This window comes from Ectothiorhodospira mobilis, from assembly GCF_900114895.1.
Lineage (GTDB): Bacteria > Pseudomonadota > Gammaproteobacteria > Ectothiorhodospirales > Ectothiorhodospiraceae > Ectothiorhodospira > Ectothiorhodospira mobilis_A.
On record NZ_FOUO01000007.1, the window covers coordinates 35,402 to 59,024 of the forward strand.

22 protein-coding genes and 1 other RNA gene are annotated in these 23,623 nt (G+C 70.7%); 19 read left to right on the top strand and 4 right to left on the bottom strand.

The annotated features are described in order from the left end of the window. The first annotated feature begins 43 nt into the window (after positions 1 to 43). Positions 44 to 667, top strand: a complete 624-nt coding sequence (locus tag BM214_RS07005) for a glutathione S-transferase N-terminal domain-containing protein (protein WP_090484922.1) — start codon at positions 44 to 46, stop codon at positions 665 to 667. A gap of 58 nt (positions 668 to 725) precedes the next feature. Beyond that, the gene (locus BM214_RS07010; RefSeq protein ID WP_090485171.1) at positions 726 to 1,133 is read left to right on the top strand and encodes a ClpXP protease specificity-enhancing factor; all 408 of its coding nucleotides are present in this window, start codon (positions 726 to 728) and stop codon (positions 1,131 to 1,133) included. A gap of 24 nt (positions 1,134 to 1,157) precedes the next feature. Here the strand turns inward: BM214_RS07010 and BM214_RS07015 are convergent, their stop codons facing one another. From BM214_RS07015 to BM214_RS07030, 4 genes are read right to left on the bottom strand one after another with little or no spacing between them, the layout of a single operon-like run. Next, positions 1,158 to 2,588: an FAD-binding oxidoreductase gene (locus BM214_RS07015; protein WP_090484924.1), complete on the bottom strand. Its 1,431-nt coding sequence runs from the start codon at positions 2,586 to 2,588 to the stop codon at positions 1,158 to 1,160. Beyond that, positions 2,585 to 3,178 (bottom strand): phosphoheptose isomerase, encoded by a 594-nt coding sequence (locus BM214_RS07020; protein ID WP_090484926.1) that lies wholly within the window; start codon positions 3,176 to 3,178, stop codon positions 2,585 to 2,587. Before BM214_RS07020 ends, BM214_RS07015 begins: the two co-directional genes overlap by 4 nt. Before the next feature lie 14 nt (positions 3,179 to 3,192). Continuing rightward, entirely contained in the window at positions 3,193 to 3,543 is a 351-nt protein-coding gene (locus BM214_RS07025) for a YraN family protein (protein WP_090484928.1), read from the bottom strand. Beyond that, on the bottom strand, positions 3,540 to 5,351 hold the full coding sequence (locus tag BM214_RS07030; protein WP_177217610.1) for a penicillin-binding protein activator: 1,812 nt from the start codon (positions 5,349 to 5,351) through the stop codon (positions 3,540 to 3,542). Before BM214_RS07030 ends, BM214_RS07025 begins: the two co-directional genes overlap by 4 nt. A 224-nt stretch (positions 5,352 to 5,575) precedes the next feature. On the opposite strand from BM214_RS07030, the gene rsmI reads away from it, so the two are divergent. The 17 genes from rsmI (at position 5,576) to ftsA (ending at position 23,522) form a co-directional block, all read left to right on the top strand. Continuing rightward, a complete protein-coding gene (rsmI, locus tag BM214_RS07035; protein WP_244887886.1) occupies positions 5,576 to 6,445 on the top strand; it encodes a 16S rRNA (cytidine(1402)-2'-O)-methyltransferase in 870 nt (289 codons plus the stop codon). Between the two features lie 73 nt (positions 6,446 to 6,518). After that, positions 6,519 to 6,869, top strand: an RNA gene (gene rnpB / locus BM214_RS07040) — RNase P RNA component class A. Between the two features lie 375 nt (positions 6,870 to 7,244). Then, positions 7,245 to 7,697, top strand: a complete 453-nt coding sequence (mraZ, locus tag BM214_RS07045) for a division/cell wall cluster transcriptional repressor MraZ (protein ID WP_090484931.1) — start codon at positions 7,245 to 7,247, stop codon at positions 7,695 to 7,697. Further along, positions 7,660 to 8,628, top strand: coding sequence for a 16S rRNA (cytosine(1402)-N(4))-methyltransferase RsmH (gene rsmH, locus BM214_RS07050; protein WP_280521887.1), 969 nt, complete (start codon positions 7,660 to 7,662; stop codon positions 8,626 to 8,628). The genes mraZ and rsmH overlap by 38 nt, the downstream gene beginning before the upstream one ends. Next, positions 8,625 to 8,894 carry a cell division protein FtsL gene (gene ftsL / locus BM214_RS07055; RefSeq protein ID WP_090484935.1) on the top strand — a complete coding sequence of 90 codons (270 nt, stop codon included), beginning with the start codon at positions 8,625 to 8,627 and terminating at the stop codon, positions 8,892 to 8,894. Before rsmH ends, ftsL begins: the two co-directional genes overlap by 4 nt. A 2-nt stretch (positions 8,895 to 8,896) precedes the next feature. Continuing rightward, the gene (locus BM214_RS07060; RefSeq protein ID WP_090484937.1) at positions 8,897 to 10,612 is read left to right on the top strand and encodes a peptidoglycan D,D-transpeptidase FtsI family protein; all 1,716 of its coding nucleotides are present in this window, start codon (positions 8,897 to 8,899) and stop codon (positions 10,610 to 10,612) included. After that, complete coding sequence (locus BM214_RS07065) at positions 10,609 to 12,117, top strand: UDP-N-acetylmuramoyl-L-alanyl-D-glutamate--2,6-diaminopimelate ligase (protein ID WP_090484939.1); 1,509 nt, start codon at positions 10,609 to 10,611, stop codon at positions 12,115 to 12,117. Before BM214_RS07060 ends, BM214_RS07065 begins: the two co-directional genes overlap by 4 nt. Further along, positions 12,114 to 13,475 (top strand): UDP-N-acetylmuramoyl-tripeptide--D-alanyl-D-alanine ligase, encoded by a 1,362-nt coding sequence (locus BM214_RS07070; protein WP_090484941.1) that lies wholly within the window; start codon positions 12,114 to 12,116, stop codon positions 13,473 to 13,475. The genes BM214_RS07065 and BM214_RS07070 overlap by 4 nt, the downstream gene beginning before the upstream one ends. Before the next feature lie 2 nt (positions 13,476 to 13,477). Then, positions 13,478 to 14,560, top strand: coding sequence for a phospho-N-acetylmuramoyl-pentapeptide-transferase (mraY, locus tag BM214_RS07075; RefSeq protein WP_090484943.1), 1,083 nt, complete (start codon positions 13,478 to 13,480; stop codon positions 14,558 to 14,560). A 22-nt stretch (positions 14,561 to 14,582) separates the two neighbouring features. Beyond that, positions 14,583 to 15,896, top strand: coding sequence for a UDP-N-acetylmuramoyl-L-alanine--D-glutamate ligase (gene murD / locus BM214_RS07080; RefSeq protein WP_090484945.1), 1,314 nt, complete (start codon positions 14,583 to 14,585; stop codon positions 15,894 to 15,896). Continuing rightward, positions 15,893 to 17,080, top strand: coding sequence for a putative lipid II flippase FtsW (ftsW, locus tag BM214_RS07085; protein WP_090484947.1), 1,188 nt, complete (start codon positions 15,893 to 15,895; stop codon positions 17,078 to 17,080). Before murD ends, ftsW begins: the two co-directional genes overlap by 4 nt. Beyond that, positions 17,077 to 18,165 carry an undecaprenyldiphospho-muramoylpentapeptide beta-N-acetylglucosaminyltransferase gene (gene murG, locus BM214_RS07090; RefSeq protein WP_090484950.1) on the top strand — a complete coding sequence of 363 codons (1,089 nt, stop codon included), beginning with the start codon at positions 17,077 to 17,079 and terminating at the stop codon, positions 18,163 to 18,165. Before ftsW ends, murG begins: the two co-directional genes overlap by 4 nt. Continuing rightward, positions 18,162 to 19,592, top strand: a complete 1,431-nt coding sequence (gene murC, locus BM214_RS07095; protein ID WP_177217611.1) for a UDP-N-acetylmuramate--L-alanine ligase — start codon at positions 18,162 to 18,164, stop codon at positions 19,590 to 19,592. Before murG ends, murC begins: the two co-directional genes overlap by 4 nt. Positions 19,593 to 19,606: 14 nt before the next feature. Further along, entirely contained in the window at positions 19,607 to 20,512 is a 906-nt protein-coding gene (gene murB, locus BM214_RS07100) for a UDP-N-acetylmuramate dehydrogenase (protein WP_090485177.1), read from the top strand. Further along, positions 20,509 to 21,444 carry a D-alanine--D-alanine ligase gene (locus BM214_RS07105; protein ID WP_090484952.1) on the top strand — a complete coding sequence of 312 codons (936 nt, stop codon included), beginning with the start codon at positions 20,509 to 20,511 and terminating at the stop codon, positions 21,442 to 21,444. Before murB ends, BM214_RS07105 begins: the two co-directional genes overlap by 4 nt. 62 nt (positions 21,445 to 21,506) lie before the next feature. Beyond that, positions 21,507 to 22,223 carry a cell division protein FtsQ/DivIB gene (locus BM214_RS07110; RefSeq protein ID WP_244887887.1) on the top strand — a complete coding sequence of 239 codons (717 nt, stop codon included), beginning with the start codon at positions 21,507 to 21,509 and terminating at the stop codon, positions 22,221 to 22,223. 63 nt (positions 22,224 to 22,286) lie between these two features. After that, positions 22,287 to 23,522, top strand: coding sequence for a cell division protein FtsA (gene ftsA / locus BM214_RS07115; protein ID WP_090484956.1), 1,236 nt, complete (start codon positions 22,287 to 22,289; stop codon positions 23,520 to 23,522). The last annotated feature ends 101 nt before the right edge of the window (positions 23,523 to 23,623 follow it).

Sequence of the window (23,623 nt, forward strand, 5' to 3'; positions counted from 1 at the left end):
GGCGGGCGCGCATGGCGCGCCCGCTTGCCCAGGGAGAGCCCCCATGGCGTCCGTCGCCAATCGCAGATCTGTCATGACCCTGTTTTCGTCCCCGGCCTGCCCCCGCTGTCACGCGGTGCGGATCGTCCTGGCCGAGAAGGACATCGCCTTCGAGATCGCCCAGGTGGATCCCGAGGCCATCCCCGAGGACCTATCCCATCTCAACCCCTACGGTTCGGTCCCCACCCTTGTGGACCGGGAACTGGTCCTGTACGGTACCCAGGTCATCCAGGAGTACCTGGATGAGCGGTTTCCCCATCCGCCGCTGATGCCGGTGGATCCCGTCTCCCGTGCCAGCACCCGCCTCGCCCTCTATCGCGTGGAACGGGACTGGTATCACGGGATCGATGAACTGCAGGCCGCCTCCGGGCGGTCCGCCACGGCGGCACGCCGCGTCCTGCTGGAGAGCCTGACCGCCTCCGCGGAGGTCTTCGCCGCCAGGCCTTTCTTCCTCGGCGACGATTTCAGCATCCTGGATGCCGCCGTGGCCCCGGTGCTGTGGCAACTGCCGCAGCGGGGCATCCCCATGGAGCGGCTGCCGCAGCCGGTCCAGGCCTACGCCCGGCGCATCTTTGCGCGGGAGGCCTTTCAAAAGAGCCTGAGCGAGGCCGAAAGGGAGGGGATCTGATCCGGATGCCGGCGAGACCCGAGCCTGTGCAAGCCCACGCCCGTGAGCGAGTGTGATCATGACCTCCAGCCGTCCCTATCTCATCCGCGCCATCTATGAGTGGATCGTGGACAACGGCCTGACGCCGCATCTGCTGGTGGACGCGGCCCAGGACGTGGTGGTGCCCCGGGAGTATGTGGAGGCCGGGCGCATCGTCCTGAACGTGGCCCCCATGGCGGTCAATGGCCTGAACATCGGCAACGAGGAGGTGACCTTCAGCGCCCGTTTCGGCGGGCGGCCCATGAGTGTGCAGGTGCCCGTGGAGCGGGTGCTGGCCATCTACACCCGGGAGAACGGCCAGGGCATGATGTTCGCCGAGCCCGAGGAGGGGGATGGCGGGGACGAGCCCCCGCCGGAAGGGGGCGATGGTCCCGATGGCGGTGACGGCGGGGGCCGCAAGGGGCCGAGCCTGCGGGTGGTGAAGTAGTTCCCACCCGCCAGGGTCGGGGCTTCAGGCCCCGCCGGGGCGGGATGCCAAGGGGGAGGGCTGCACGGGCATCCCCTTGCCCGGGTTGAGGATGTCCGCCGGATCGAAGCAGGCCTTGATGCCGCGCATCAGGTCCAGCGCCTCCGGGCTCAGTTCCCGGTCCACATAGTCCCGCTTGGCGATGCCCACGCCGTGCTCCCCCGAGAGGGTGCCCTGTTGGGACAGGACCCGATCGAACAGCCGCTCCAGGCAGGGGGTGGCCGCCGCCATCTGGCGGGGGTCATCCGGGTCCACCAGCAGATTCACGTGGATGTTGCCGTTGCCGGCATGGCCGAAGCAGACGATGGGGATGGCGTATTCCCGGGACAGGGCCTCCACGTCCCGAATCAGGTCCGGCATGCGGGAGACGGGTACGGCCACGTCCTCGTTGATCTTCTTGGGGGCGACGTGCCGCAGGGCGGGGGAGAGGGCCTTGCGCGTGGCCCACAGGGCCCGCACCTCCTCTTGGGTTCGGGCCTGGGTGAGGGACAGGCAGCCCTGGCCCCGGGCGGCCTCGGCCACCCGCTCGGTCGCCTCCGCCAGGCCCGCCTCGGGGGCGTCCACCTCGATCATGAGCAGTCCCCCCGCCCCCTCGGGCAGCGGGGCGGTGGAGTATTGGCGGATCATGGCGATGGCCTGGCCGTCCATGAACTCCAGGGCGCAGGGGATCACCGGCTGGGCCATGATGCGGGAGACGGCCCGGGCGGCCGCCTCCATGGAGTCATAGATCCCCTGGAGGGTGCGTTTGCCCTCCGCCAGGGGGGTGAGGCGCAAGACCGCCTCGGTGAGGATGCCCAGGGTCCCCTCGGAGCCGATGAGCAGCCGGGTCAGGTCATAACCCACCACCCCCTTGGTGGTGCGCACACCCGTGCGCAGGACTCGACCGCTGCCGGTGACCGCGGTCAGGCCCAGGGTGTTCTCCCGCGGGGTGCCGTATTTCACCGCCCGGGGCCCGGCGGCGTTGTAGGCCAGGTTACCCCCGACGGTGCAATAGGCGGCGCTGGTGGGGTCCGGGGGCCAGAAGAATCCGTGGGCGGCGGCGGCATCCTGGACGGCCTGGTTGGTGACGCCCGGTTGCACCACCATAAGCCGGTTGTCCGGGTCCAGTTCCAGGATGCGGTCCATGCGCTCGAAGCTGAGCACCACGCCGCCCCGGTCCGGCACCGTGGCGCCGGTGGTGCCGGTGCCCCGGCCCCGGGCGATGAGGGGGATCCAACGGTCACGGCAGGCCTCCACCACCGCCTGTACCTGAGCCGTGTCGGTGGCGAAGATCACCGCCTGGGGCGGGGCGTGGAGACGGGAGTTGTCCCCCCCGTAGGCCCAGCAGTCCCCCGGCGCCGTGCGCAGGTTCCCGGGGCCGGCGGCATTGGCCAGGGCCTGGAGGGCGCTCTCGCTGAGGGGGGCTGGAGGGGTCATTCACGGATCCCCAGGAGCTGGCGGTCGATGAGATCGCACAGGGCGTGGATGGCCACCAAGTGGGTCTCCTGGATGCGCGCCGTGCGCTCGGAAGGGGCGCGGATCTCCACGTCCCGGGAGGTGAGTTGCCCCGCCAGCGGTCCCCCGTCCCGGCCGGTGAGGGCGATCACCCGCAGGTCCCGTTCCCGGGCGGCTTCGATGGCCCGCAGGATGTTGAGGGAACGGCCGGAGGTGGAGATGGCCACGAGCACGTCCCCGTGTTGCCCCAGGACACGCACCTGACGGGCGAAGATCTGCTCGAAGGCATCGTCGTTGGCGATGGAGGTGAGGGTGGAGGTGTCGGTGGTCAGGGCGATGGCCGGCAACCCGGGGCGGTCGTGTTCGAAGCGGTTCACCATCTCGGAGGCGAAGTGCTGGGCGTCGGCCGCCGAGCCCCCGTTGCCGCAGATCAGGATCTTGTGTCCCCCAAGCAGGGCCTCCAGCAGGCAACCGGCGGCGGCGGCGACGGTGTCCGGGAGGCGTTCGGCCGCCAGGCGCTGGGTCTCGGCGGTCTCGGTGAAGGTTTGGCGGATGAGCTCTTGCAGGTTCATGGGGTTGGCGGGCCTTAGCTGTGGGCCTCGAAGGCGTTGGGGATCCACTGGAGGCGGTCGTCCGCCTCGATGACGACCACATCCAGACGGGCGCTGCCACCTTGGCCATGGGCCTGCAGGTAGTGGGCGGCGGCGGCCAGGATGCGGCGCTGCTTGCGTGTGTCGATGCTGGCCAGGGCGCCGCCGAAGCGGGCCGAGCGGCGTTGGCGCACCTCCACGAAGACCAGGGTGCCCTGGTCCTCCATGACCAGGTCGATCTCGCCCGCCTTGCAGCGATATTGGGCGGATCGAAAGCGCAGGCCCCGGGATTCCAGGTGGGCCCGGGCGCGGGCCTCGGCGCGGTCCCCCTGGGCACGGCGGTTCATGGGGCGTCCAGGGGCAGGGGTGCCACGGTGCCGCCCCGAAGCAACTGCGGCCGCCCATCCATGAACCGGGCCCAGTTCAGGGTCCGCAGGACGCGGCCCCGGCCGTCCAGGTGCAGGCGGCCGGTGAGTCCCTCGTAGCCCGCGCCGTCACCCCGTGCAAGTTCCCCCAGGCGGGGGAGGAGGTGCAGGGCATCGAAGCCCAGGGCCACCAGCCGCGGCAGCCGGTGGGCCGCTTCGGATCCCCTTTCATCCAGGCGGCGTCTCAGTTCCGGGCGGGGGTTGGCCTCCTCCAGTACCCAGGGGATGTCGGCGAACAGGATGCCTCCCAGGTCTTCGTCCATGGAGGGATCGGGTTGGGCGGTGTAGATATGGGAGGTGGCCATCACCGGTAGCGACCCTGCGTGATGATAGCGCAATTGGGGCCGGATCAGGCGCGCCTGCTGGGGTGAGGCGGCGAGAAAGATCAGATCCACATCCTCCCGATAGCGAGGTGCTTCCTCCTCCTCCCCTGTCTCGTCATCCTCCGAAGTGGGATCTTCCGGCGGTGGGCGGATGTGCAACGTGTCCTTGATCAGGGCCTCGAAGTCCGTGGCGGTGGCAGGATAGTATCCCACCTCGCGCACCACCCCGGCCAGGGCGGAGAAACGGGCCTCAAAGGCCCGCTGCAGGCGCACCCCGAGCGCCGTGTCCGGTGCCAGGATCACCGCCTGTTGCAGGCCGTCCAGGATGGCCCGCTCGGCCACCTGCCGGGCCTCGTCCTCCGGGTTCAGGCCGAACTGATAGAGGTCCTCGGGGAAGGGGCCGTCGCCGGGGATTTGGTTCAGTGCCAGGGTGGGTACGGACAGCTCCTCCTCTGCCGCCAGTTCCTCCACCGCGGCCCGGGTGAGGGGGCCGATCACCCATTGGGCGCCCCCCTGCACGGCGGCCCGGTAGTGTTCCTGTGCCCGGGCGGCATCCCCGGTGGTGTCATGGAACTCCAGTCGAGGACGGCGATCCGGGGGCAGGTCGAAATAGGCGGCGGTGATGCCTTCCTGGATGGCCCGGCCGGCGGTGGCCAGGGGGCCGCTCAGGGGGAGCAGCACCGCCACCCGGCCGGGGGAGCGCCGGGCCTGCTCCCAACGTTCGGTGAGCCGTTGTGTGATCCGGGGATGGGCGGGGTGTCCGGGGTGGCTGCGGCGCCATTCCTCCAGGTCCCTGGGGCGCGGTGCGGGATCCCGGGCGAGGCGGGCAAGGCGCACCCAGCCCTTCGCGTCGGGGGGCAGGTCCTCCCGGGCCAGCCCTTCCAGGACCTGGTCGGGGGCCTCGCTGAGGCGTGTCCACAGGGCCTCCACCCGACTGCGGCGCTGCGCATCGTCCCCGGCGGCCGCTGCGGCGGCCAGGTCCGCCACCGCTCCGGTCCACTGATCCAGGGCCCAGCGGGCTCGGCCCCGGATCTCCATGACCTGCTGCAGAAGCGCAGCGTCCAGTTCCCCGGGTTCCGGGGGGAGCCGCTCCAGGGCCGTCTCCGGATCGCCCTGGTGGAGGGCGAGCCGCGCCTGCATCAGGGCAAGGCGCCCACGGTCCCTGCCCCGCAGCTCCTGCCCGGCCAGTTCCGCGGCGAGGGCCTGGGCCTGCTGCCAGGCCTCTTTGCCGGCGGCCTCGCGGCTGAGCAGGTCCAGGGCCTCCAGTTGCAGCTGCGCACGGGGAGCTCCCCGGGTTTCCCCTGCGGCTTGCAGGTAACGCCGCGCCGCGGCTTCGTATTCACCGGCCGACGCCAGTTCGCGGGCCTCCTCCAGGAGGGGGGCATCTGCCGGTGGGGCGGGGGCCATGCCGGCGCACCCGCTCAGTAACAGCAGCAGGAAGATGGTTGCCCCCGCCACCAGGGGGCGCCATGGCCTTGGGCGGGAGGGGGCTCGGCGGTGGGGATGGGGTATCGTGCAGTGCGTCATGGGTCCTCGGTGGGGCCGGTCGGGGGTTGCTTTCACGGCACCCCCGGGCGGGTTAGACTCGGCCCCTTTCCATAAAGGGCTCAGTATCTTGGGCGGGGTGCGACGTGTCAATTGAAGCCGGTGTGCTGTATGTGGTGGCCACACCCATCGGGAACCTGGGGGATCTCTCCCCGCGGGCGGTGGAGGTGCTGCGCGACGTGGACGGCATCGCCGCCGAGGATACGCGCCATACCGCGGGTCTTTTGACCCATGCCGGTATCCGCACACCCCTGGTCAGCCTCCATGAGCACAACGAGGAACGTCAGGTGCCGGGGATCCTGAGCCGGCTGCAGAAGGGGGAGGCCCTGGCCCTGGTGAGTGATGCCGGCACCCCCCTGGTGAGTGACCCCGGGTATCGCCTGGTGCGGGCGGCCCGGGAGGCCGGGGTTCGGGTCTCGCCGGTGCCGGGGCCCTGCGCCTTCGTGGCGGCCCTGTCAGCCAGCGGGCTGCCGTCGGACCGGTTCCTGTTCGAAGGATTCCTTCCGGCCCGTGCCCCGGCGCGGCGCAGGCGCCTTCAGGCCCTGGCGGAGGAGACCTGCACCCTGATCTTCTACGAGTCCAGCCACCGCATCGCGGCGGGGCTGGAGGATATGGCGCAGGTCCTGGGGGGCGCGCGCCCGGCGGTGGTGGCCCGGGAGCTCACCAAGACCTTCGAGCAGATCCAGGGCGGCACCCTGGCATCGCTGAACACCTGGCTGGCCGAGGCGGCCGATCACCGGCGGGGGGAGTTCGTGGTGCTGGTGGCCGGCGCCCCGGATGCCCCGGCGCAGACACTGGATCCCGAGGCGGAACGGATCCTTGCCCTGTGTCTGCGGGAGATGCCCCTGAAACGGGCCGCCCGCCTGACGGCGGAGATCACCGGTCTGCCGCGCAACCGGCTCTATGCCCGGGGGCTGGAATGGCCGGGCCGTGGGTCGGGCGGTGAGGACCGCTGATCCGCTATGGGGGGGCACCGGGCCGTTGGGCTCGATCTTTGCTTCTATGCGGATCTACAGTACACTGTCCCATGGAGTCGGCCAGACAGCCGCTGCGGCCGCGTGCCGTGGAGGAAAGTCCGGGCTCCACAGGGCAGGGCGCCAGGTAATGCCTGGGCGGCGCGAGCCGACGGAAAGTGCCACAGAGAGCAGACCGCCGATGGCCCGCAAGGGCACAGGTAAGGGTGAAAGGGTGCGGTAAGAGCGCACCGCGCGGGTGGTAACACGCCGCGGCACGGTAAACCCCGCCCGGAGCAAGGCCAAATAGGGGTGCACAGGTGTGGCCCGCACTGCACCCGGGTAGGCCGCTTGAGGCGCGCGGTGACGCGCGTCCCAGAGGAATGGCTGTCCACGACAGAACCCGGCTTATCGGCCGGCTCCAACCCCTCATCCGATCGCCTCCCCGGCGATTCCCCCCCATCCCGACACCCCCTACCCGCCGTGTCCGCGGCGGCGTGGAATCCGACCTTTTTCTGAGCATTTTCCCGCAACCAATTGATCCATATGGAAACTCCATCCAGGGTTGAGGGCTGGATGTGAAGGTTCGGGTAACTATTTGTGACGCAAGCATAAATCTCGGTCATCGCCGCCGGTTTTTACCTTGACACCCCCGTGAAGGCCTACCTATAGTGGGGACGCATGGGGATATGTGGTGGTTGGTGGGGCGAATGTCCTAAGCCGACCCCTTTCGTGGGTGAACTGTCATGGGCGTTCAGGGGAAGGTCCTGCCGGAACCCCCCGGTGGAGGACCGAGGCGGTCGTGTTTCGCGGGGTAACCAATCTGAACCTGGATGCCAAAGGGCGCATGGCGATGCCCCATCGCTATCGCGACCGCCTGACGCAGACCTGCGAGGGGCATCTCATCGTCACCGTGGATCGAGACGGCTGTCTCCTGGTCTATCCCCTTCCCGAGTGGGAGCGCATCGAACAGGCCCTCATGAGCCGCCCCAATGTGGATCGGCGGGTGCGGCGGTTACAGCGCCTGCTGGTGGGGCATGCCACCGAATGTGATCTGGATGGCCAGGGACGGATCCTGCTGCCCACGCCCCTGCGCGAGTACGCCGGGCTGGAGAAGCGGGTGGTGCTCGTGGGCCAAGGCAACAAATTCGAACTGTGGGACGAAGAGACCTGGGTGCGCCGCCGCGACCAGTGGTTCCGGGAGGAGGAAGACGAAGGTGAACCAGGCGAAGGACTGGACACCCTCACCCTGTGAGGGAGAGGGGGACGACCATCGCCCGGTGATGCTGCGGGAGTCCGTGGAGGCCCTGGCCATCCGCCAGGAGGGTCTCTACGTGGACGCCACCTTCGGGCGCGGGGGGCACAGTGCCGCCATCCTGGAACGGCTCGGCCCCGGGGGCCGTCTCATCGCCCTGGATCAGGATCCGCAGGCGGAGGCGGTGGCCCGGCGCATGGCCCTGGACCCGCGGCTGGAGTTTGTGCGCACCTCCTTCGTGGAGCTGGGGGCGGTGCTGGCCGCGCGGGAACTGGCAGGCCGCGTGGATGGGATCCTGTTGGATCTGGGGGTCTCCTCGCCGCAGTTGGATGACCCGCAGCGGGGATTCAGTTTCATGAGGGACGGCCCGCTGGATATGCGCATGGATCCCACCCGCGGGGAGTCGGCGGCCGACTGGCTGGCCCGGGCCGAAGAGGCGGAGATCGCCGCGGTGCTGCGCGACTTGGGTGAAGAGCGCTTCGCCCGGCGCATCGCCCGGCGGCTGGTGGAGGCGCGCCGTGAGGCGCCCATTCGCAGCACCGGGGCGCTGGCGGCGCTGATCGCCGAGGCCGTGCCCCGCCGCGAGCGGCACAAGCATCCGGCGACGCGCAGCTTTCAGGCCATCCGCATGCGGGTCAACGGTGAACTGGAGGCCCTGGATGCCTGCCTGGGGCAGGTGCCCGCCGCCTTGGCCCCCGGGGGGCGGGTGGCGGTGATCAGTTTCCATTCCCTGGAGGACCGTCGGGTGAAGCGGTTCATGCGGCGACAGGTACAGGGCGAGCCCTTGCCCCGCGAGCTCCCGGTGCGGGATCCGCCGCCGGGCCGGACCCTGCGCCTCGTGGGCCGTGCCCACCGGCCGCAGGAGGATGAGGTGATGACCAACCCCCGGGCCCGGAGCGCGGTCCTGCGGGTGGCGGAGCGGTTGCCATGAGCCTGCGCCCCTGGTTGCTGGGCCTGCTCTTTGCCCTGGTGATGTCCAGTGCGCTGGGGGTGGTGTACAGCCGCCACCAGAGCCGCGTCCTCTTCATGGGGCTGCAGCAGGCCCTGGAACGGCGCGATGCATTGAACGTGGAATGGGGGCGGTTGCAATTGGAACAGAGCACCTGGGCCACCCACGGGCGTATCGAGCGGGAGGCCCGCGAGCGTCTGGGCATGCGCATGCCCGATGCCCGCAGCACCGTGATCCTGCTGGAATGAAGATGAACGAGCGAGGCACAACCGTAAAGCCCTGGCGCCGCACCTTCGTGCTGGCGGCGTTTGCGTTCGCCTTCGCCACGGTGGTGGTGCGCGGGGTGGACCTGCAGGTGCTGCAGCAGGACTTCCTGCGCAGCGAGGGGGAGGCGCGCCAGCTGCGGGTGGTCTCGCTGCCGGCCCATCGCGGCATGATCACCGACCGCAACGGCGAACCCCTGGCCATGAGCACCCCGGTGGATACGGTCTGGGCCCATCCCGGCAAGGCCCTGACCGATCCCCAGGGGCTGGCGGCCCTGGCACGGGTCCTGGAAATGGATGCCCAGGCCCTGCGGCGCAGGCTGGAGCGCCGCGCCGGACGTGAGTTTGTCTACCTGCGCCGTCACGTCACGCCGGAGACGGGGCGGCAGGTGGCCGCCCTGGAGATCCCCGGCGTGGGGCTGCAGCGGGAGTACCACCGGTACTACCCCTTTGGGGAGGTGACGGCTCATGTGCTGGGATTCACCGACATCGACGATCGCGGGCTCGCAGGGCTGGAGTTGGCCTTCGACGATCACCTCTCCGGGCAGGTGGGGGCCAAACGGGTGCTCCAGGATCGTCATGGGCGGATCATCCGGGACGTGGAATCCATCCGTCCCGCCCGGCCCGGAAAGGATCTGCGCCTGACCATCGATCAGCGCATCCAGTACCTGGCCTACCGGGAACTGAAGGCTGCGGTGGTGGCCCATGGCGCCCGCGGCGGATCCCTGGTGCTTCTGGATGCCCGTACCGGCGGCATCCTGGCCATGGCCAATCAGCCCTCCTTCAATCCCAACAACCGGGACACCCTCCAGCCCGGACGGACCCGCAACCGGGCGGTGACCGACAGCATCGAGCCCGGTTCCACCATGAAGCCCTTCACCGTGGTGGCTGCCCTGGAGTCCGGCCGGTTTGGCCCCGGCAGCCAGCTGGAGACCGGCCCCGGGTATTTCCGTGTGGGCGAGGCCTTGGTTCGGGATCACCGCAACTACGGCACCATCGACCTGCGCACCCTGCTGGTGAAGTCCTCCAATGTGGGCGCGGCCCGCCTGGCCCTGAAGCTGGAACCCCGCCGCCTCTGGGAGACCTTCTATGCCGTGGGGTTCGGCCGGCGCACCGGCAGCGGTTTCCCCGGTGAGGCCCATGGCCGCCTGCGGGACTTCCTCTATTGGCGGGAGGTGGAACAGGCCACCATGGCCTTCGGCTATGGCCTTTCGGTGTCCGTCCTGCAACTGGCCCAGGCCTACGCGGCCCTGGCCAATGATGGCGTGCTCGTGCCGGTCCATTTTACGCCCGATGAGGTCTCCTACAGGGAGCCCCGCCGGGTGATGAGCCAGGCCACCGCCCGCAGCGTGGTGCGCATGCTGGAGGGGGTGGTGTCCCCGGAGGGCACGGCCAGCCGTGCGGCGGTGGAGGGGTATCGCGTCGCCGGCAAGACCGGAACCGCACGCAAGCTGGGTAGTGACGGCTATGCCGAGGGCCGTCACCGGGCCCTGTTTGCCGGGATGGCCCCCGCCAGCGATCCACGCCTGGTGATGGTGGTGATGATCGACGAGCCTGCCGGAGAGGAATACTACGGCGGCCAGGTGGCCGCCCCCGTCTTTTCCCGGGTGATGCAGGGGGCCCTGCGTCTCATGGACATCCCGCCGGACGATCTGCCTGAGTTGCGGACCGTATCCGGCCCCGAGCGGCGGGCACCCGCATGAGCCGCTCCCCGCATCCATGGCGATTGGACCGGCTGCTGGGTCCGGGGGTGGAGGTGCCCTCCGGCGGCGACATGCCTGTCCAGGGGCTGGCCCTGGACAGCCGGGGCGCGCGCCCCGGAGAGGCCTTCTTCGCCCTCTGCGGGGGCCATCAACACGGCCTGCTCCATGCCCCTCAGGCGGTGGAGCGGGGGGCCGTGGCCGTGATCTGGGAGCCGGTGGAGGGCATCATGCCCCCGGATCCCACGGTCCTGGGGGTGCCCTGCGTCGCCGTTCCCGGACTGCGCCAGCACCTGGGGGCCATTGCCGCCCGTTTCCATGGCCATCCCAGCCATGAGCTACAGGTGGTGGGTGTCACCGGCACCGACGGCAAGACCTCCGTCAGTCATTTCCTGGCCACGGCCCTGGATACCATGGCCCCCCCCTGTGGCCTGATGGGGACCCTGGGTAACGGCCGCCCCGGGGCCCTGGTGCCCACGCAATGGACCACCCCCGACGCCCTCGCAGTGCAGGCCGGCCTGGCCGCGCTGCGGGATCAGGGGGTGCGCCGTGTGGTCATGGAGGTCTCCTCCCATGCCCTGGACCAGCGACGGGTGGACGGGGTCGAGTTCGACGTGGCCATCCTCACCCACCTGGGGCGGGATCACCTGGACTATCACGTCACCCCCCATGCCTATGGCGAGGCCAAGGCCCGGCTGTTCCGTTGGCCCCACCTGAAGACGGCCATCCTCAATCTGGACGATCCCTTCGGCGTCCAGCTGGCGGGGCGCCTGGACGGACAGGTGCCCGTTCTGGGCTATGGCCTGTCCCCGGACCCCGGCAAACGGGATCAATTGCTGGCCCGGGAGGTGGAATGCCTGCCCCGGGGGCTGCGCTTTGCCGTGGAGACGCCCTGGGGCGAGGGCGTCCTGGAGGCGGGTGTCCTGGGACGATTCAATGTCTACAACCTGCTGGCGGCCCTGGGGGGGCTGTTGAGCCTGGACGTGGGCCTGGCCGAAGCCCTGGAGCACCTGGGTCACGCCGCCACCGTGCCCGGACGCATGGAATGCTTCCACAGCGCCAACGGACCGACGCTGGTGGTGGACTACGCCCACACCCCCGGGGCCCTCGTCCAGGCCCTGCAGGCGGCCCGGGAGCACTGCGATGGGCGTCTGTGGTGTGTCTTCGGCTGTGGCGGCGACCGGGACCGGGGCAAGCGGCCGCTGATGGCCGCCGCCGCCGAGCGCCATGCCGACCGGGTCCTCCTCACCAGCGACAACCCCCGCCACGAGGACCCCATGGCCATCCTGCGGGAGGTGTGCACCGGTTTCGCCGATCCCGGTGGGGTGATCGTAGAGCCGGAGCGGGAGACGGCCATACGCCGGGCCTACGAGGAGGCGGCCCCGGGGGACCTGGTGCTGGTGGCCGGCAAGGGGCACGAGACCGGGCAGACCATCGGCGACCAGTGCCGCCCCTACAGCGACCGCCAACTGGCCGCCGCCCTCACCGGGCGGGAGGGGGCGCCATGATGCAACTGCCCCTTTCGGAAGTGGCCCGCATCACCGGTGGACGCCTGCACGGGGCCGACGGCACCGTCCGCGGCGTGTTCAGCGACAGCCGGCAACCGCTGCCGGGGGGGCTGTTCGTCGCCCTGCGCGGGCCCCGCTTCGATGGCCATGCCTTTGCCGGAGCGGACCTGCCCGCCGCCGGTCTCTTGGTGGAGCGCCCCGTGGCCAGCCCTCTGCCGTGGGTGGAGGTGGCCGATACCCGCCGCGCCCTGGCGGATCTGGCCGCCGCCTGGCGCCGGCGCTGCGGGGCGGCGGTGGTGGCCCTCACCGGCAGCAACGGCAAGACCACGGTCAAGGAGATGCTGGCGGCCATCCTGCACACCATGGGGCCGGTATGGGCCACCCGGGGCAATCTGAACAACGAACTCGGGGTACCCCTCACCCTGCTGGGACTCTCCCCCGGGGACCGTTTCGCGGTCATCGAGATGGGGGCGAACCATGCCGGTGAGATCGCCGGCCTCACGGCCCTGGCGGCCCCCGACGTGGCCCTGATCACCAATGCCGGCCCCGCCCATCTGGAGGGCTTTGGCAGCATCGAGGCGGTGGCCCGGGCCAAGGGGGAGATCTTCTCGGGACTGGCGGCGGATGGCGTGGCCGTGATCAACGGCGACGATCCCCATGCCGATTATTGGGCCGGGTTCAACACCCACCGCCGGGTGCTGCGCTTCGGTCTGCGGCCGGACGTGGATGTGGCCGGCGAGTTGGATGCCCAAGGGCGTCTGCGCATCACCGCCGCAGGGGAGACGGTGACGGTGGCCCTGCCCCTGGCGGGGGAGCACAACCGCAGCAATGCCCTGGCGGCCGCGGCTGCCGCCCTGGCCCTGGGGGTGGATCTCCAGGGGGTGCGCTCCGGTCTGGAGGCCATGCCCCCGGTGCCGGGACGCCTGGCCTTGCGCCCCGGCAGTGGCGGTGTGCGCCTCATCGACGACAGCTACAACGCCAACCCGGCGTCGGTGCGGGCCGCCATCCAGGTCCTGGCCAAGGAGCCGGGACGGCGCTTCCTGGTGCTGGGGGACATGGGGGAACTGGGCACGGCGGCCCCGGAACTGCACGCGGCGGTGGGGCGCCATGCCGCCGAACACGGTATCGATGGATTCTGGGCCACCGGCCCCCTGTGCCGCCATGCGGTGGAGGCCTTCGGGCCGGGGGGGCGTCACTTCCCGGACCGGCAGGCACTGATCACGGCCCTGCGGGGGACACTGCGATCGGGGGATGTGGTGTTGGTGAAGGGTTCACGGTCCCAGCGCATGGATGCGGTGGCCGATGCCTTGGCGGTCTGCGCCGGGGCGGATCATGACAAGCATCCAGGGGGAGGGTGAGCATGCTGCTCATTCTGTTTGACTATCTGGCCCAGTTTTATTCGGGGTTTCACGTGTTTCAGTATCTGACCCTGCGGGCCATCCTGGGGGTGATCACGGCCCTGCTCATCGCCTTCGCCATCGGCCCGGGGATGATCAAGCGCCTCACCCTGTACAAGATCGGCCAGCAGGTGCGCGACGACGGTCCCGAGACCCACCTGGGCAAGGCGGGCACCCCCACCATGGGCGGGGCACTGATCCTGGTGGCGGTGGCGCTGAGCACCCTGCTGTGGAGCGATCTGGGCAATCGTTTCGTCTGGATCGTGCTCATCACCACCCTCCTGTTCGGGGTCATCGGCGGCATCGACGATTACTTGAAGCTGCGCTACGGCAACAGCCGCGGCCTGTCGGCACGGCGCAAGTTCCTGTGGCAGTCCCTGGTGGCCCTGGGCTGCGCCGGCCTGCTCTATACCACCGCCCAGGCCCCCATCGAGACCACCCTGATCGTGCCCGTCTTCAAGGACGTGGCCATCGATCTGGGACTCTGGTTCATCCCCCTGGTGTGGCTGGTGGTGGTGGGCTCCAGCAATGCCGTGAATCTCACCGACGGTCTGGACGGGCTGGCCATCATGCCCAGCGTGCTGGTGGCCGGGGCCCTGGGGATCTTCGCCTACGTCTCGGGACACGCCATCTTTGCCGATTACCTGGGCATCCCCTTCGTGCATGGGGCGGGGGAGTTGGCCATCTTCGCCGCGGCCCTGGTGGGGGCCGGCATGGGTTTTCTCTGGTTCAACGCCTATCCGGCGCAGGTGTTCATGGGGGACGTGGGGGCCCTGGCCCTGGGGGCGGCCCTGGGCCTGCTGGCGGTGGTCACCCGCCAGGAGATCGTGCTGGTGATCATGGGCGGGGTCTTCGTGGTGGAGACCCTGTCGGTGATCGTACAGGTGTTGTCCTACCGGCTCACGGGGCGGCGGGTCTTTCGCATGGCGCCGCTGCATCATCATTTCGAACTCAAGGGCTGGCCCGAACCTCGGGTCATCGTGCGTTTCTGGATCATCACCGTGGTCCTGGTCCTGGTGGGCCTGGCCACCCTGAAGGTCCGCTGAGGGCGGGGACGGCGTGCAGGGGATGAACACACTCATCGTGGGACTGGGGGAGACGGGGCTCTCCGTGGCGCGGCATCTGGCCGCCCGCGGCGAGGCCTTCTGCGTCGCCGACTCCCGCCTGTCCCCGCCGGGAGTGGCCGCCCTCGGCGCCCTGGATCCGGCCATCCCGGTGCACCTCGGGCCCTTCGATCCCGGTCTGTTCACCCGCTTCTCGCGTCTGCTGCTGAGCCCCGGGGTGAGCCCGCAGGAACCCGCCGTGGCCGCGGCCCGGGCGGCGGGGGCCCATATCCTGGGGGACATCGCCCTGTTCGCCGATGTGGCCCGGGCCCCGGTGGTGGGGATCACCGGTTCCAACGGCAAGAGCACCGTCACCACCCTGGTGGCGGAGATGGCCCGGGCCGCCGGCCGCCGTGTGGGTGTGGGGGGTAACCTGGGACCGCCCGCCCTGGATCTGCTGACGGACCCGGAACCGGATCTCTACGTGTTGGAGCTCTCCAGCTTCCAGTTGGAGACTGCCCGGGGGCTGCGCTGTGCCGCGGCGGCGGTGCTCAACGTGGCCGCCGATCACATGGATCGTCATGCCCACCTGGATGCGTACGCCGCTGCCAAGGCGCGGATCTACGCCGGGGCCGGTGTGGCTGTGCGCAACCGGGAGGATCCCCGGGTGCGGGACATGCCGGGTCCCGCGGGGATCACCTTCGGCCTGGGGGAACCGGCGGAAGGGGACTACGGCCTGGTGCGCTGCGGGGAGGAAGAATGGCTCGGCCGGGGCAGGGAACCGCTGCTGCCGGTGTCGGCACTGCGTCTGTTCGGGCGTCACAACCTGGCCAACGCCCTGGCGGCCCTGGCCCTGGGGGAGGCGGTGGACCTGCCCATGGCCGCCCGCCTGCAGGCGCTGCAACGCTTCTCCGGGCTGCCCCACCGTTGCCAGTGGGTGGCCCGGGTGCGGGGCGTGGACTGGTACAACGATTCCAAGGGCACGAACCTGGGGTCCACCCTGGCGGCCCTGGAGGGGCTGCAGGGCCCGGTGGTGCTCATCGCCGGCGGCCAGGGCAAGGGGCAGGACTTCACGCCCCTGCGGGAGGCGGTGCGCGGCAAGGCCCGGGGGGTGATCCTGCTGGGTCAGGATGCCGCCCGTATCGAGTCCGCCCTGGACGGTGTCGTGCCGGTGGTGCGGGTCTCGCACATGGAGCAGGCGGTGGCCGAAGCCGGACGCCTGGCCCGGCGGGGGGATTGCGTATTGCTGTCCCCCGCCTGCGCCAGCTTCGATCTGTTCCGGGGCTATGCCCATCGGGGCGAGGTGTTTGAATCCGCGGTACGGAGGGGACTGGCATGATCGGGGCCTCCCTACAGGCGAGCCGGGGTGCGCACAAGCGCGCCGTGCGCGGTCTGCATCAGTGGCTGGATCCAGGGCTGACCCTGACGGTCCTGGCCCTGGTTTCCCTGGGGCTGGTGATGGTGGCCTCCGCCTCCATCGGGGTGGCCGATGCGCAACTGGGCCAGCCCTTCCATTATCTGTTGCGGCAGGGGATCTACGTGCTCATGGGGGGCATCGTCGCCTGGGGGATGTACTGCACGCCGCTGGAGCTTTGGGAGCGGTCCGGGGCGGCGGCCCTGCTGGGGATCTTCCTGCTGCTGGTGCTGGTGCTGGTGCCGGGGGTGGGGCATACCGTCAACGGTGCCACGCGCTGGATCTCCTTGGGCCTGTTCAACCTGCAGGTCTCGGAGGTGGTCAAGCTCCTGGTCCCCATCTATCTGGCCGGTTACCTGGTGCGCCACGGGGAACAGGTGCGCCGCAGCCTGGCGGGTTTCGCCAAACCCCTGATCCTGATGGGGCTGACCACGCTCCTGCTGCTGGCCCAGCCGGACTTCGGCGCGGGGGTGGTGCTCCTGGCGGTGACCCTGGGGATGCTCTTCCTTGCCGGGGCCCGGCTCTGGCAGTTCGCCCTGCTGCTGTCCGGGGTGTGTGCGCTTATGGGCTTCGCCATCGTCCAGACCCCCTATCGCATGGCCCGGCTCACCGGCTTTTTGAACCCGTGGACCGATCCCTTCGACAGCGGCTTCCAGCTCACCCAGTCCCTCATCGCCATCGGCAGCGGCTCCTGGTTCGGGGTGGGGCTCGGCGGCAGTGTGCAGAAGCTGTTCTACTTGCCCGAGGCCCATAACGACTTCCTGTTCGCCGTGCTGGCGGAGGAGCTGGGCCTGGCGGGGGTCACCGTGGTGGCGCTCCTGTTCGCCGTGCTGGTGTGGCGCAGCTTCGCCATCGCCCGGGCCGCGGAGCTGGCCGGGCGGGCCTTCGGGGCCTATCTGGCCTGGGGCATCGGCATCTGGATCGGGCTGCAGGCCTTCATCAACATGGGGGTGAATATGGGCATCCTGCCCACCAAGGGGCTCACCCTGCCCCTGATGAGCTATGGCGGCAGTTCCATGCTGGTGACCCTGGCCGCCATGGGGCTTCTCGCCCGGGTCCACCGGGAGACCCGCGCCAGCGGCGCGGCATTGCATCGGGGGGAGACATGAGCGGCGGTCCCATCCTCATCATGGCCGGGGGCACCGGGGGGCATGTCTTCCCGGGACTGGCGGTGGCCGATGCCCTGCGCGCCCAAGGCGAGGCGGTGTGCTGGCTGGGCAGCGCCCGTGGGCTGGAGGCGCGGCTGGTGCCCGCCGCCGGCATCCCCTTTTACACGCTTCCGGTGAGCGGCCTGCGGGGCAAAGGCATGGGCACCTGGCTCATGGCCCCCTGGCGCCTGGGGGCGGCCCTGTGGGCCGCCCTGGGGTTGATGCTGCGTCTGCGTCCCCGGGTCGTGCTCGGGTTGGGGGGATTCGCCTCCGGTCCCGGCGGGCTCATGGCCGCCGCCCTGGGTCGGCCCCTGGTGATCCATGAACAGAACGCGGTGGCCGGTCTCACCAACCGCGCCTTGGCCCGGCTCGCCGACCGGGTCCTGCAGGCCTTCCCGGACACCTTCCCCGCGCCGCGCCGGCCGGTGACGGTGGGGAATCCGGTGCGCGAGGACATCCTGCGCCTGGCGCCGCCCCAGGAGCGCCTGGCCGGTCGGGAGGGGCCGTTGCGGCTGCTGGTGCTGGGGGGCAGCCTGGGGGCCCTGGCCCTGAACACCCGGGTGCCCGAGGCGGTGGCCCGGCTGCCGGCGGCGCAGCTGCCGCAGATCCGCCATCAGGCCGGGGAGCGCACCCTGGAGGCGGCCCGCGAGGCCTATCGCCAGGCCGGTGTCGAGGCGGATGTGGGGCCCTTCATCGAGGACATGGCCGAGGCCTATGCCTGGGCGGACCTGGTGATCTGCCGCGCCGGTGCCCTCACCGTATGCGAACTGGCCGCCGCCGGCGTGGCCTCGCTGCTGGTGCCCTATCCCCACGCCGTGGACGATCACCAGCGGGCCAACGCCCGCCACCTGGCCGATGCCGGGGCCGCCTGGCTCGTGCCCCAGGATGCACTGGACGCCGCCGACCTGGCGGCCCGTCTGCAATCCCTGGACCGTGCGACCCTGGGGCGGATGGCACAGCGGGCCCGGTCCCTGGCCTGCCCCGATGCCGCCCGGCAGGTGGCCGGGGCCTGCCTCGCCCTCGCCGGGGAAGGAGAACGCCCATGACCCCTCCCGCCACCATGATGGGCATGCGCCGCATCCGCCGCATCCACTTCGTGGGCATCGGCGGTTCCGGCATGGGCGGGATCGCCGAGGTGCTGGCCAACCTGGGCTACCGGGTCACCGGCTCGGACCTGGCGGAGAATGCCGTCACCCGGCGCCTGGCGGAACGGGGGGTGGTGATCCACCGGGGCCACGCGGCGGCCCATGCCGAGGGGGCCGATGTGCTGGTGGTCTCCAGCGCCGTGGGCAACGATAACCCCGAGGTGCAGGCGGCCCATGCCCGGCGCATCCCGGTGGTGCCCCGGGCGCAGATGCTGGCGGAGCTCATGCGCTTTCGCTATGGCATCGCCGTGGCCGGCACCCATGGCAAGACCACCACCACCAGCCTGGTGGCCAGCCTGCTGGCGGAGGGGGGGCTCGACCCCACCTTCGTCATCGGCGGCCGGCTCAACAGCACCGCCAGCCATTCCCGCCTGGGCCAGGGGCATTACCTGGTGGCGGAGGCGGACGAGAGCGATGCCTCCTTCCTCTGCCTGCAGCCCATGATCTCGGTGGTCACCAACATCGATGCCGATCATCTGGCCGCCTATGAGGGGGAATTCGAGCGCCTGCAGGAGGCCTTTCTCGAGTTCCTGCACCATCTGCCCTTCTACGGGTTGGCGGTGCTGTGCGTGGACGACGCGCAGATCCGAGCCCTTCTGACCCGGGTGGGTCGCCCCGTGCTCACCTACGGTGTGGACTCGGAGGCGGACGTGCGTGCCGTGGATCTGCAGCCCCTGGGCACGCAGACCCGTTTCGGCCTGTGCCTGCCGGGCCGGCCGCAGCCCTTGCCGGTGACGCTGAACCTGCCCGGGCGGCACAACGTGCTCAATGCCCTGGCGGCGGCGGCCGTGGCCCACGAGCTGGGGGTGGAGGATGCCGCCATCCAGCGGGCCCTGGCGGGTTTTCAGGGCATCGGCCGCCGCTTCCAGGTGTATGGCGAGATCCCGGTGCCGGCGGGCCGGGTCCTGCTGGTGGACGACTATGGTCACCATCCCACGGAGGTGGCGGCCACCCTGGCGGCGGCCCGCGCCGCCTGGCCGCAGCGGCGGCTGGTGCTGGCCTTCCAGCCCCACCGCTATACCCGTACCCGGGACCTGTTCGAGGACTTCACCCAGGTGCTTTCCGGGGCCGATGCCCTGTTGCTGCTGGAGGTCTACCCCGCCGGCGAGGCCCCCATCCAGGGGGCCGACGGCCGTACCCTGGCCCGGGCCGTGCGCATGCGCGGGCGGGTGGATCCGGTCTTCGTGGAGACGCCGGAACGCCTGGCCCCGGTGTTGGCGGACCTGCTGCAGGACGGGGATGTGCTGCTCACCCAGGGGGCGGGCAATGTGGGGGCCCTGGCCGCCGCCCTGCCCGCGGCCCTGGCCCCCCGGGGAGGTGCGGCATGATGCGCGTGCCCGACATGCCAGAGACGAACGGGCTGCGCGGGGAGCTGCGCCGCGACGAGCCCATGGTGCGCCACACCCTCTGGCGCGTGGGCGGTCCGGCGGACCGCTGGTACCGCCCCGCGGATACCGAGGACCTGGCCCGCTTCCTGGCCCGGCTGCCCGCCGATGAGCCCCTGTTCTGGTTGGGGCTGGGCAGCAACCTGCTGGTGCGCGACGGCGGTTTGCGGGGCACGGTCCTCACCCCCGGACGGGGCATGGATCAGCTGCAGTTCCTGGAGGGAAACCGGGTCCGGGCCGGGGCCGGGATCGGCGTCCCCCGCCTGGCCCGGCTTTGCGCGGATCGGGGCCTCTGCGGCCTGGAGTTCCTGGTGGGGATCCCCGGGACCCTGGGGGGGGCGCTGGCCATGAACGCCGGGGCCTTTGGCGACGAGATCTGGTCCCGTGTGGAGTCGGTGCTGTGCATGGACCGCCGTGGCGGGCTGCACCGGTACGACCGTGGGGCCTTCACCGCCGGCTACCGCCATGTGCAGGGCCCCCGGGAGGGGGGCTTCGTGGAGGCGGTGCTGCGCCTGGAACCGGGGGACCCCGAGGCGGCGCGCCAGCGCATGCAGGCATTGCTGCAACGGCGCAACCGTACCCAGCCGGTGGGCGTGCCCACCTGCGGTTCGGTGTTTCGCAATCCCGAGGGGGACCACGCCGGGCGGCTCATCGAGGCGGCGGGTCTCAAGGGGCTGGCCATCGGCGGGGCGCAGGTATCGCAACGCCACGCCAACTTCATCGTCAATACCGGCGGGGCCCGCGCCGCGGACATGGAGGCCCTGATGGAAGAGGTGCGCCGGCGGGTGCGTGCGCACCACGGCGTGGACCTGCAGCCCGAGGTGTGCATCCTCGGCGAGCCGGCGGAGGTGTGCGTGCCATGACGCGGCGGGATCCTGCGGATTACGGCCGGGTGGCGGTGCTCATGGGGGGGTGGTCCGCGGAGCGGGCCATCTCCCTGCGCAGCGGCCAGGCGGTGCTGCACTCCCTGCGCACGGCGGGGGTGGACGCCCACGGCGTGGACGCGGACCGGGATGTGCTCCAGGTGCTGCAGCGGGGGCATTTCGATCGTGTGTTCATCGCCCTGCACGGCCGCGGCGGTGAGGACGGGGTGGTGCAGGGGGCCCTGGAACTGGCGGGGATCCCCTATACCGGCAGCGGCGTGGCCGCCTCGGCCGTGGCCATGGACAAGCTCATGAGCAAGCGCCTGTGGCGCGGCGCCGGTCTGCCCACGCCGGAGTTTTGCGTGCTGCAGCCGGGGTTCGATCCGGGGGCGGTGGTGGCGGCCCTGGGCCTGCCGCTCATCGTCAAGCCGGCCCTGGAAGGCTCCAGCATCGGCATGACCCGGGTGAACCGGGCCGAGGAGCTGGTACAGGCCCATGCCACGGCGGCGGCCTGCGGCGGCCCCGTGCTGGCCGAGGCCTGGATCACGGGCCAGGAGTACACGGCGGCGATCCTGGACGGCGAGGCCCTGCCCCTGATCCGGCTGGAGACGCCGCGGGCCTTCTACGACTACGAGGCCAAGTATCTCGCCGGGGACACCCGCTACCTGTGTCCCTGCGGGCTGCCCCCCGAGGAGGAGGCCCGGTTGCAGACCCTGGCCCTGGAGGCCTTTGCCGCCGTCACTGCCAGGGGGTGGGGCCGGGTGGACCTGATGCGGGACGAATCGGGTCAAGCCTGGCTCATCGAGGTGAACACCGTGCCCGGGATGACCGATCACAGCCTGGTGCCCATGGCCGCCCGGGCCGCGGGCCTGGATCTTGAGGACCTGGTGCTGCGCATCCTGGACACCACGTTTGTGCACGGGGAGGCGTGATGGCCCGGCGCGGACAGGGTATGGCTCGGCGCAGGCGGCCCCGCACCCCTTGGTGGCAACGGGTGTCCTGGGGGCGCCTGGGGCGGACCCTGGGGGGGACGGGGCTGCTGGTGGCCCTGGCGGGGACGGTCTGGACCCTGACCGGGTATCTGGACCGGGTGGATACCCTGCCGGTGGAGCGGGTGACGGTGGAGGGGGAGCTGCGCCATCTGCCCCGGGAGACGGTGCAGGAGGTGGTCTCGGCGCACCTGCCCGCCGGGTTCTTCACCCTGGACCTGGCGGCGGTGCGGCGGGACCTGGAGGCCCTGCCCTGGATCCGCAACGCCTCGGTGGAGCGGGTCTGGCCCGATGGGGTGCGCCTGCGGGTGGACGAGCAGGTGCCGGTGGCCCGCTGGGGGGATGCCGCGGTGCTCAATCAGTACGGCGAGCCATTCCGGCCGGGGGCGGGCACGTTGCCCCCGGGGCTGCCGGCCCTGGAGGGGCCGCCGGGACGGGAGCGGGTGCTCATGGAGCGGCTGCTGGCGGTGCAGGCCCGCCTGGCGGATGTGGGACTGGAGGTGGCGGGGCTGACGGAGGACGCGCGCCGTTCCTGGACCGTCTACCTCGCCGATGGCAGCCGGGTGCTCATGGGCCGGGGCATGGACCCGGCGCGGCTGGACCGCCTGGTGCGTATGTATCCGCGCCTGCGGGCCTACCGTGAGGCCCCCATCCGGCGCATCGATATGCGTTACGCCAACGGCATCGCCGTGGCCTGGGTCCCGGCGGGGGTGGAGGGATGAACAAGGTGCAGGTCCCGGTGCGGCAGAGATTCAGCAGGGTCACGTTCGTGGAGATGAGGATTCATGCCCAAACGCTCGGATAGAGGAATGATCGTCGGTCTCGACATCGGCACCTCCAAGGTGGAGGCCATCGTGGGCGAGATCACCGATGACGGGGGCATCGAGATCGTCGGCATCGGCAGCCATCCCTCCCGCGGGCTGAAGAAGGGGGTGGTGGTGAACATCGAGTCCACCGTGCAGTCCATCCAGCGGGCGGTGGAGGAGGCGGAGCTCATGGCCGGTTGCCAGATCCACTCCGTGTTCACCGGCATCGCCGGCAGCCACGTGAAGAGCCTCAACTCCACCGGGGTGGTGGCCATCAAGGATCAGGAGGTGACGCCGGCGGACGTGGAACGGGTCATCGACGCCGCCCGCGCGGTGGCCATCCCGGCGGATCAGCGCATCCTCCATGTCCTGCCCCAGGAATTCATCATCGACGAACAGGAGGGGATCCGCGAGCCGGTGGGGATGTCCGGGGTGCGTCTGGAGGCCAAGGTACACCTGGTCACCGGCGCGGTGTCGGCGGCGCAGAACATCACCAAGTGTGTGCGCCGCTGCGGCCTGGAGGTGGACGACATCATCCTGGAGCAGCTGGCCTCCAGCCACGCCGTGCTCACCGAGGACGAACGCGAGCTGGGGGTGTGTCTGGTGGATATCGGCGGCGGCACCACCGATATCGCGGTGTTCACCGACGGGGCCATCCGCCACACGGCGGTGATCCCCATCGCCGGCGATCAGGTGACCAACGACATCGCCGTGGCCCTGCGTACCCCCACCCAGTACGCCGAGGACCTGAAGATCCGCTACGCCTGCGCCCTGCGCCAGCTGGCGGATCCGGAGGAGACCATCGAGGTGCCCGGGGTGGGGGACCGGCCGCCGCGGCGGCTCTCCCGCCAGACCCTGGCGGGGGTGGTGGAGCCCCGCTACGAGGAGCTGCTCTCCCTGGTGCAGGCGGAACTGCGCCGCTCCGGCTGCGAGGAGATGGCCGCTGCAGGGGTGGTGCTCACCGGGGGCTCCTCGAAGATGGAGGGGGTGGCGGAGCTGGCGGAGGAGGTGTTCCACATGCCGGTGCGTCTGGGCGTACCCCAGGGGGTCACCGGTCTGGTGGACGCCGTGCGTCACCCGGTGCATTCCACCGGCGTGGGGCTGTTGCTTTTCGGCCATCGCAGCCGCCAGGAAGGTTCGGCGGAGGGGCTGCGCGGAGGCGGTATGAAAACGGTATGGGCACGCATGCGCAACTGGTTCCAGGGGAACCTGTGACGGCCCGGGGGAGAAACAAACTCAGTCTACGGCGGCGGGTGACGCCCAGCGGGCGGCCTGCAAATCAATCGGATGCAACGCAAGGGTTGTTAGGAGGTAGC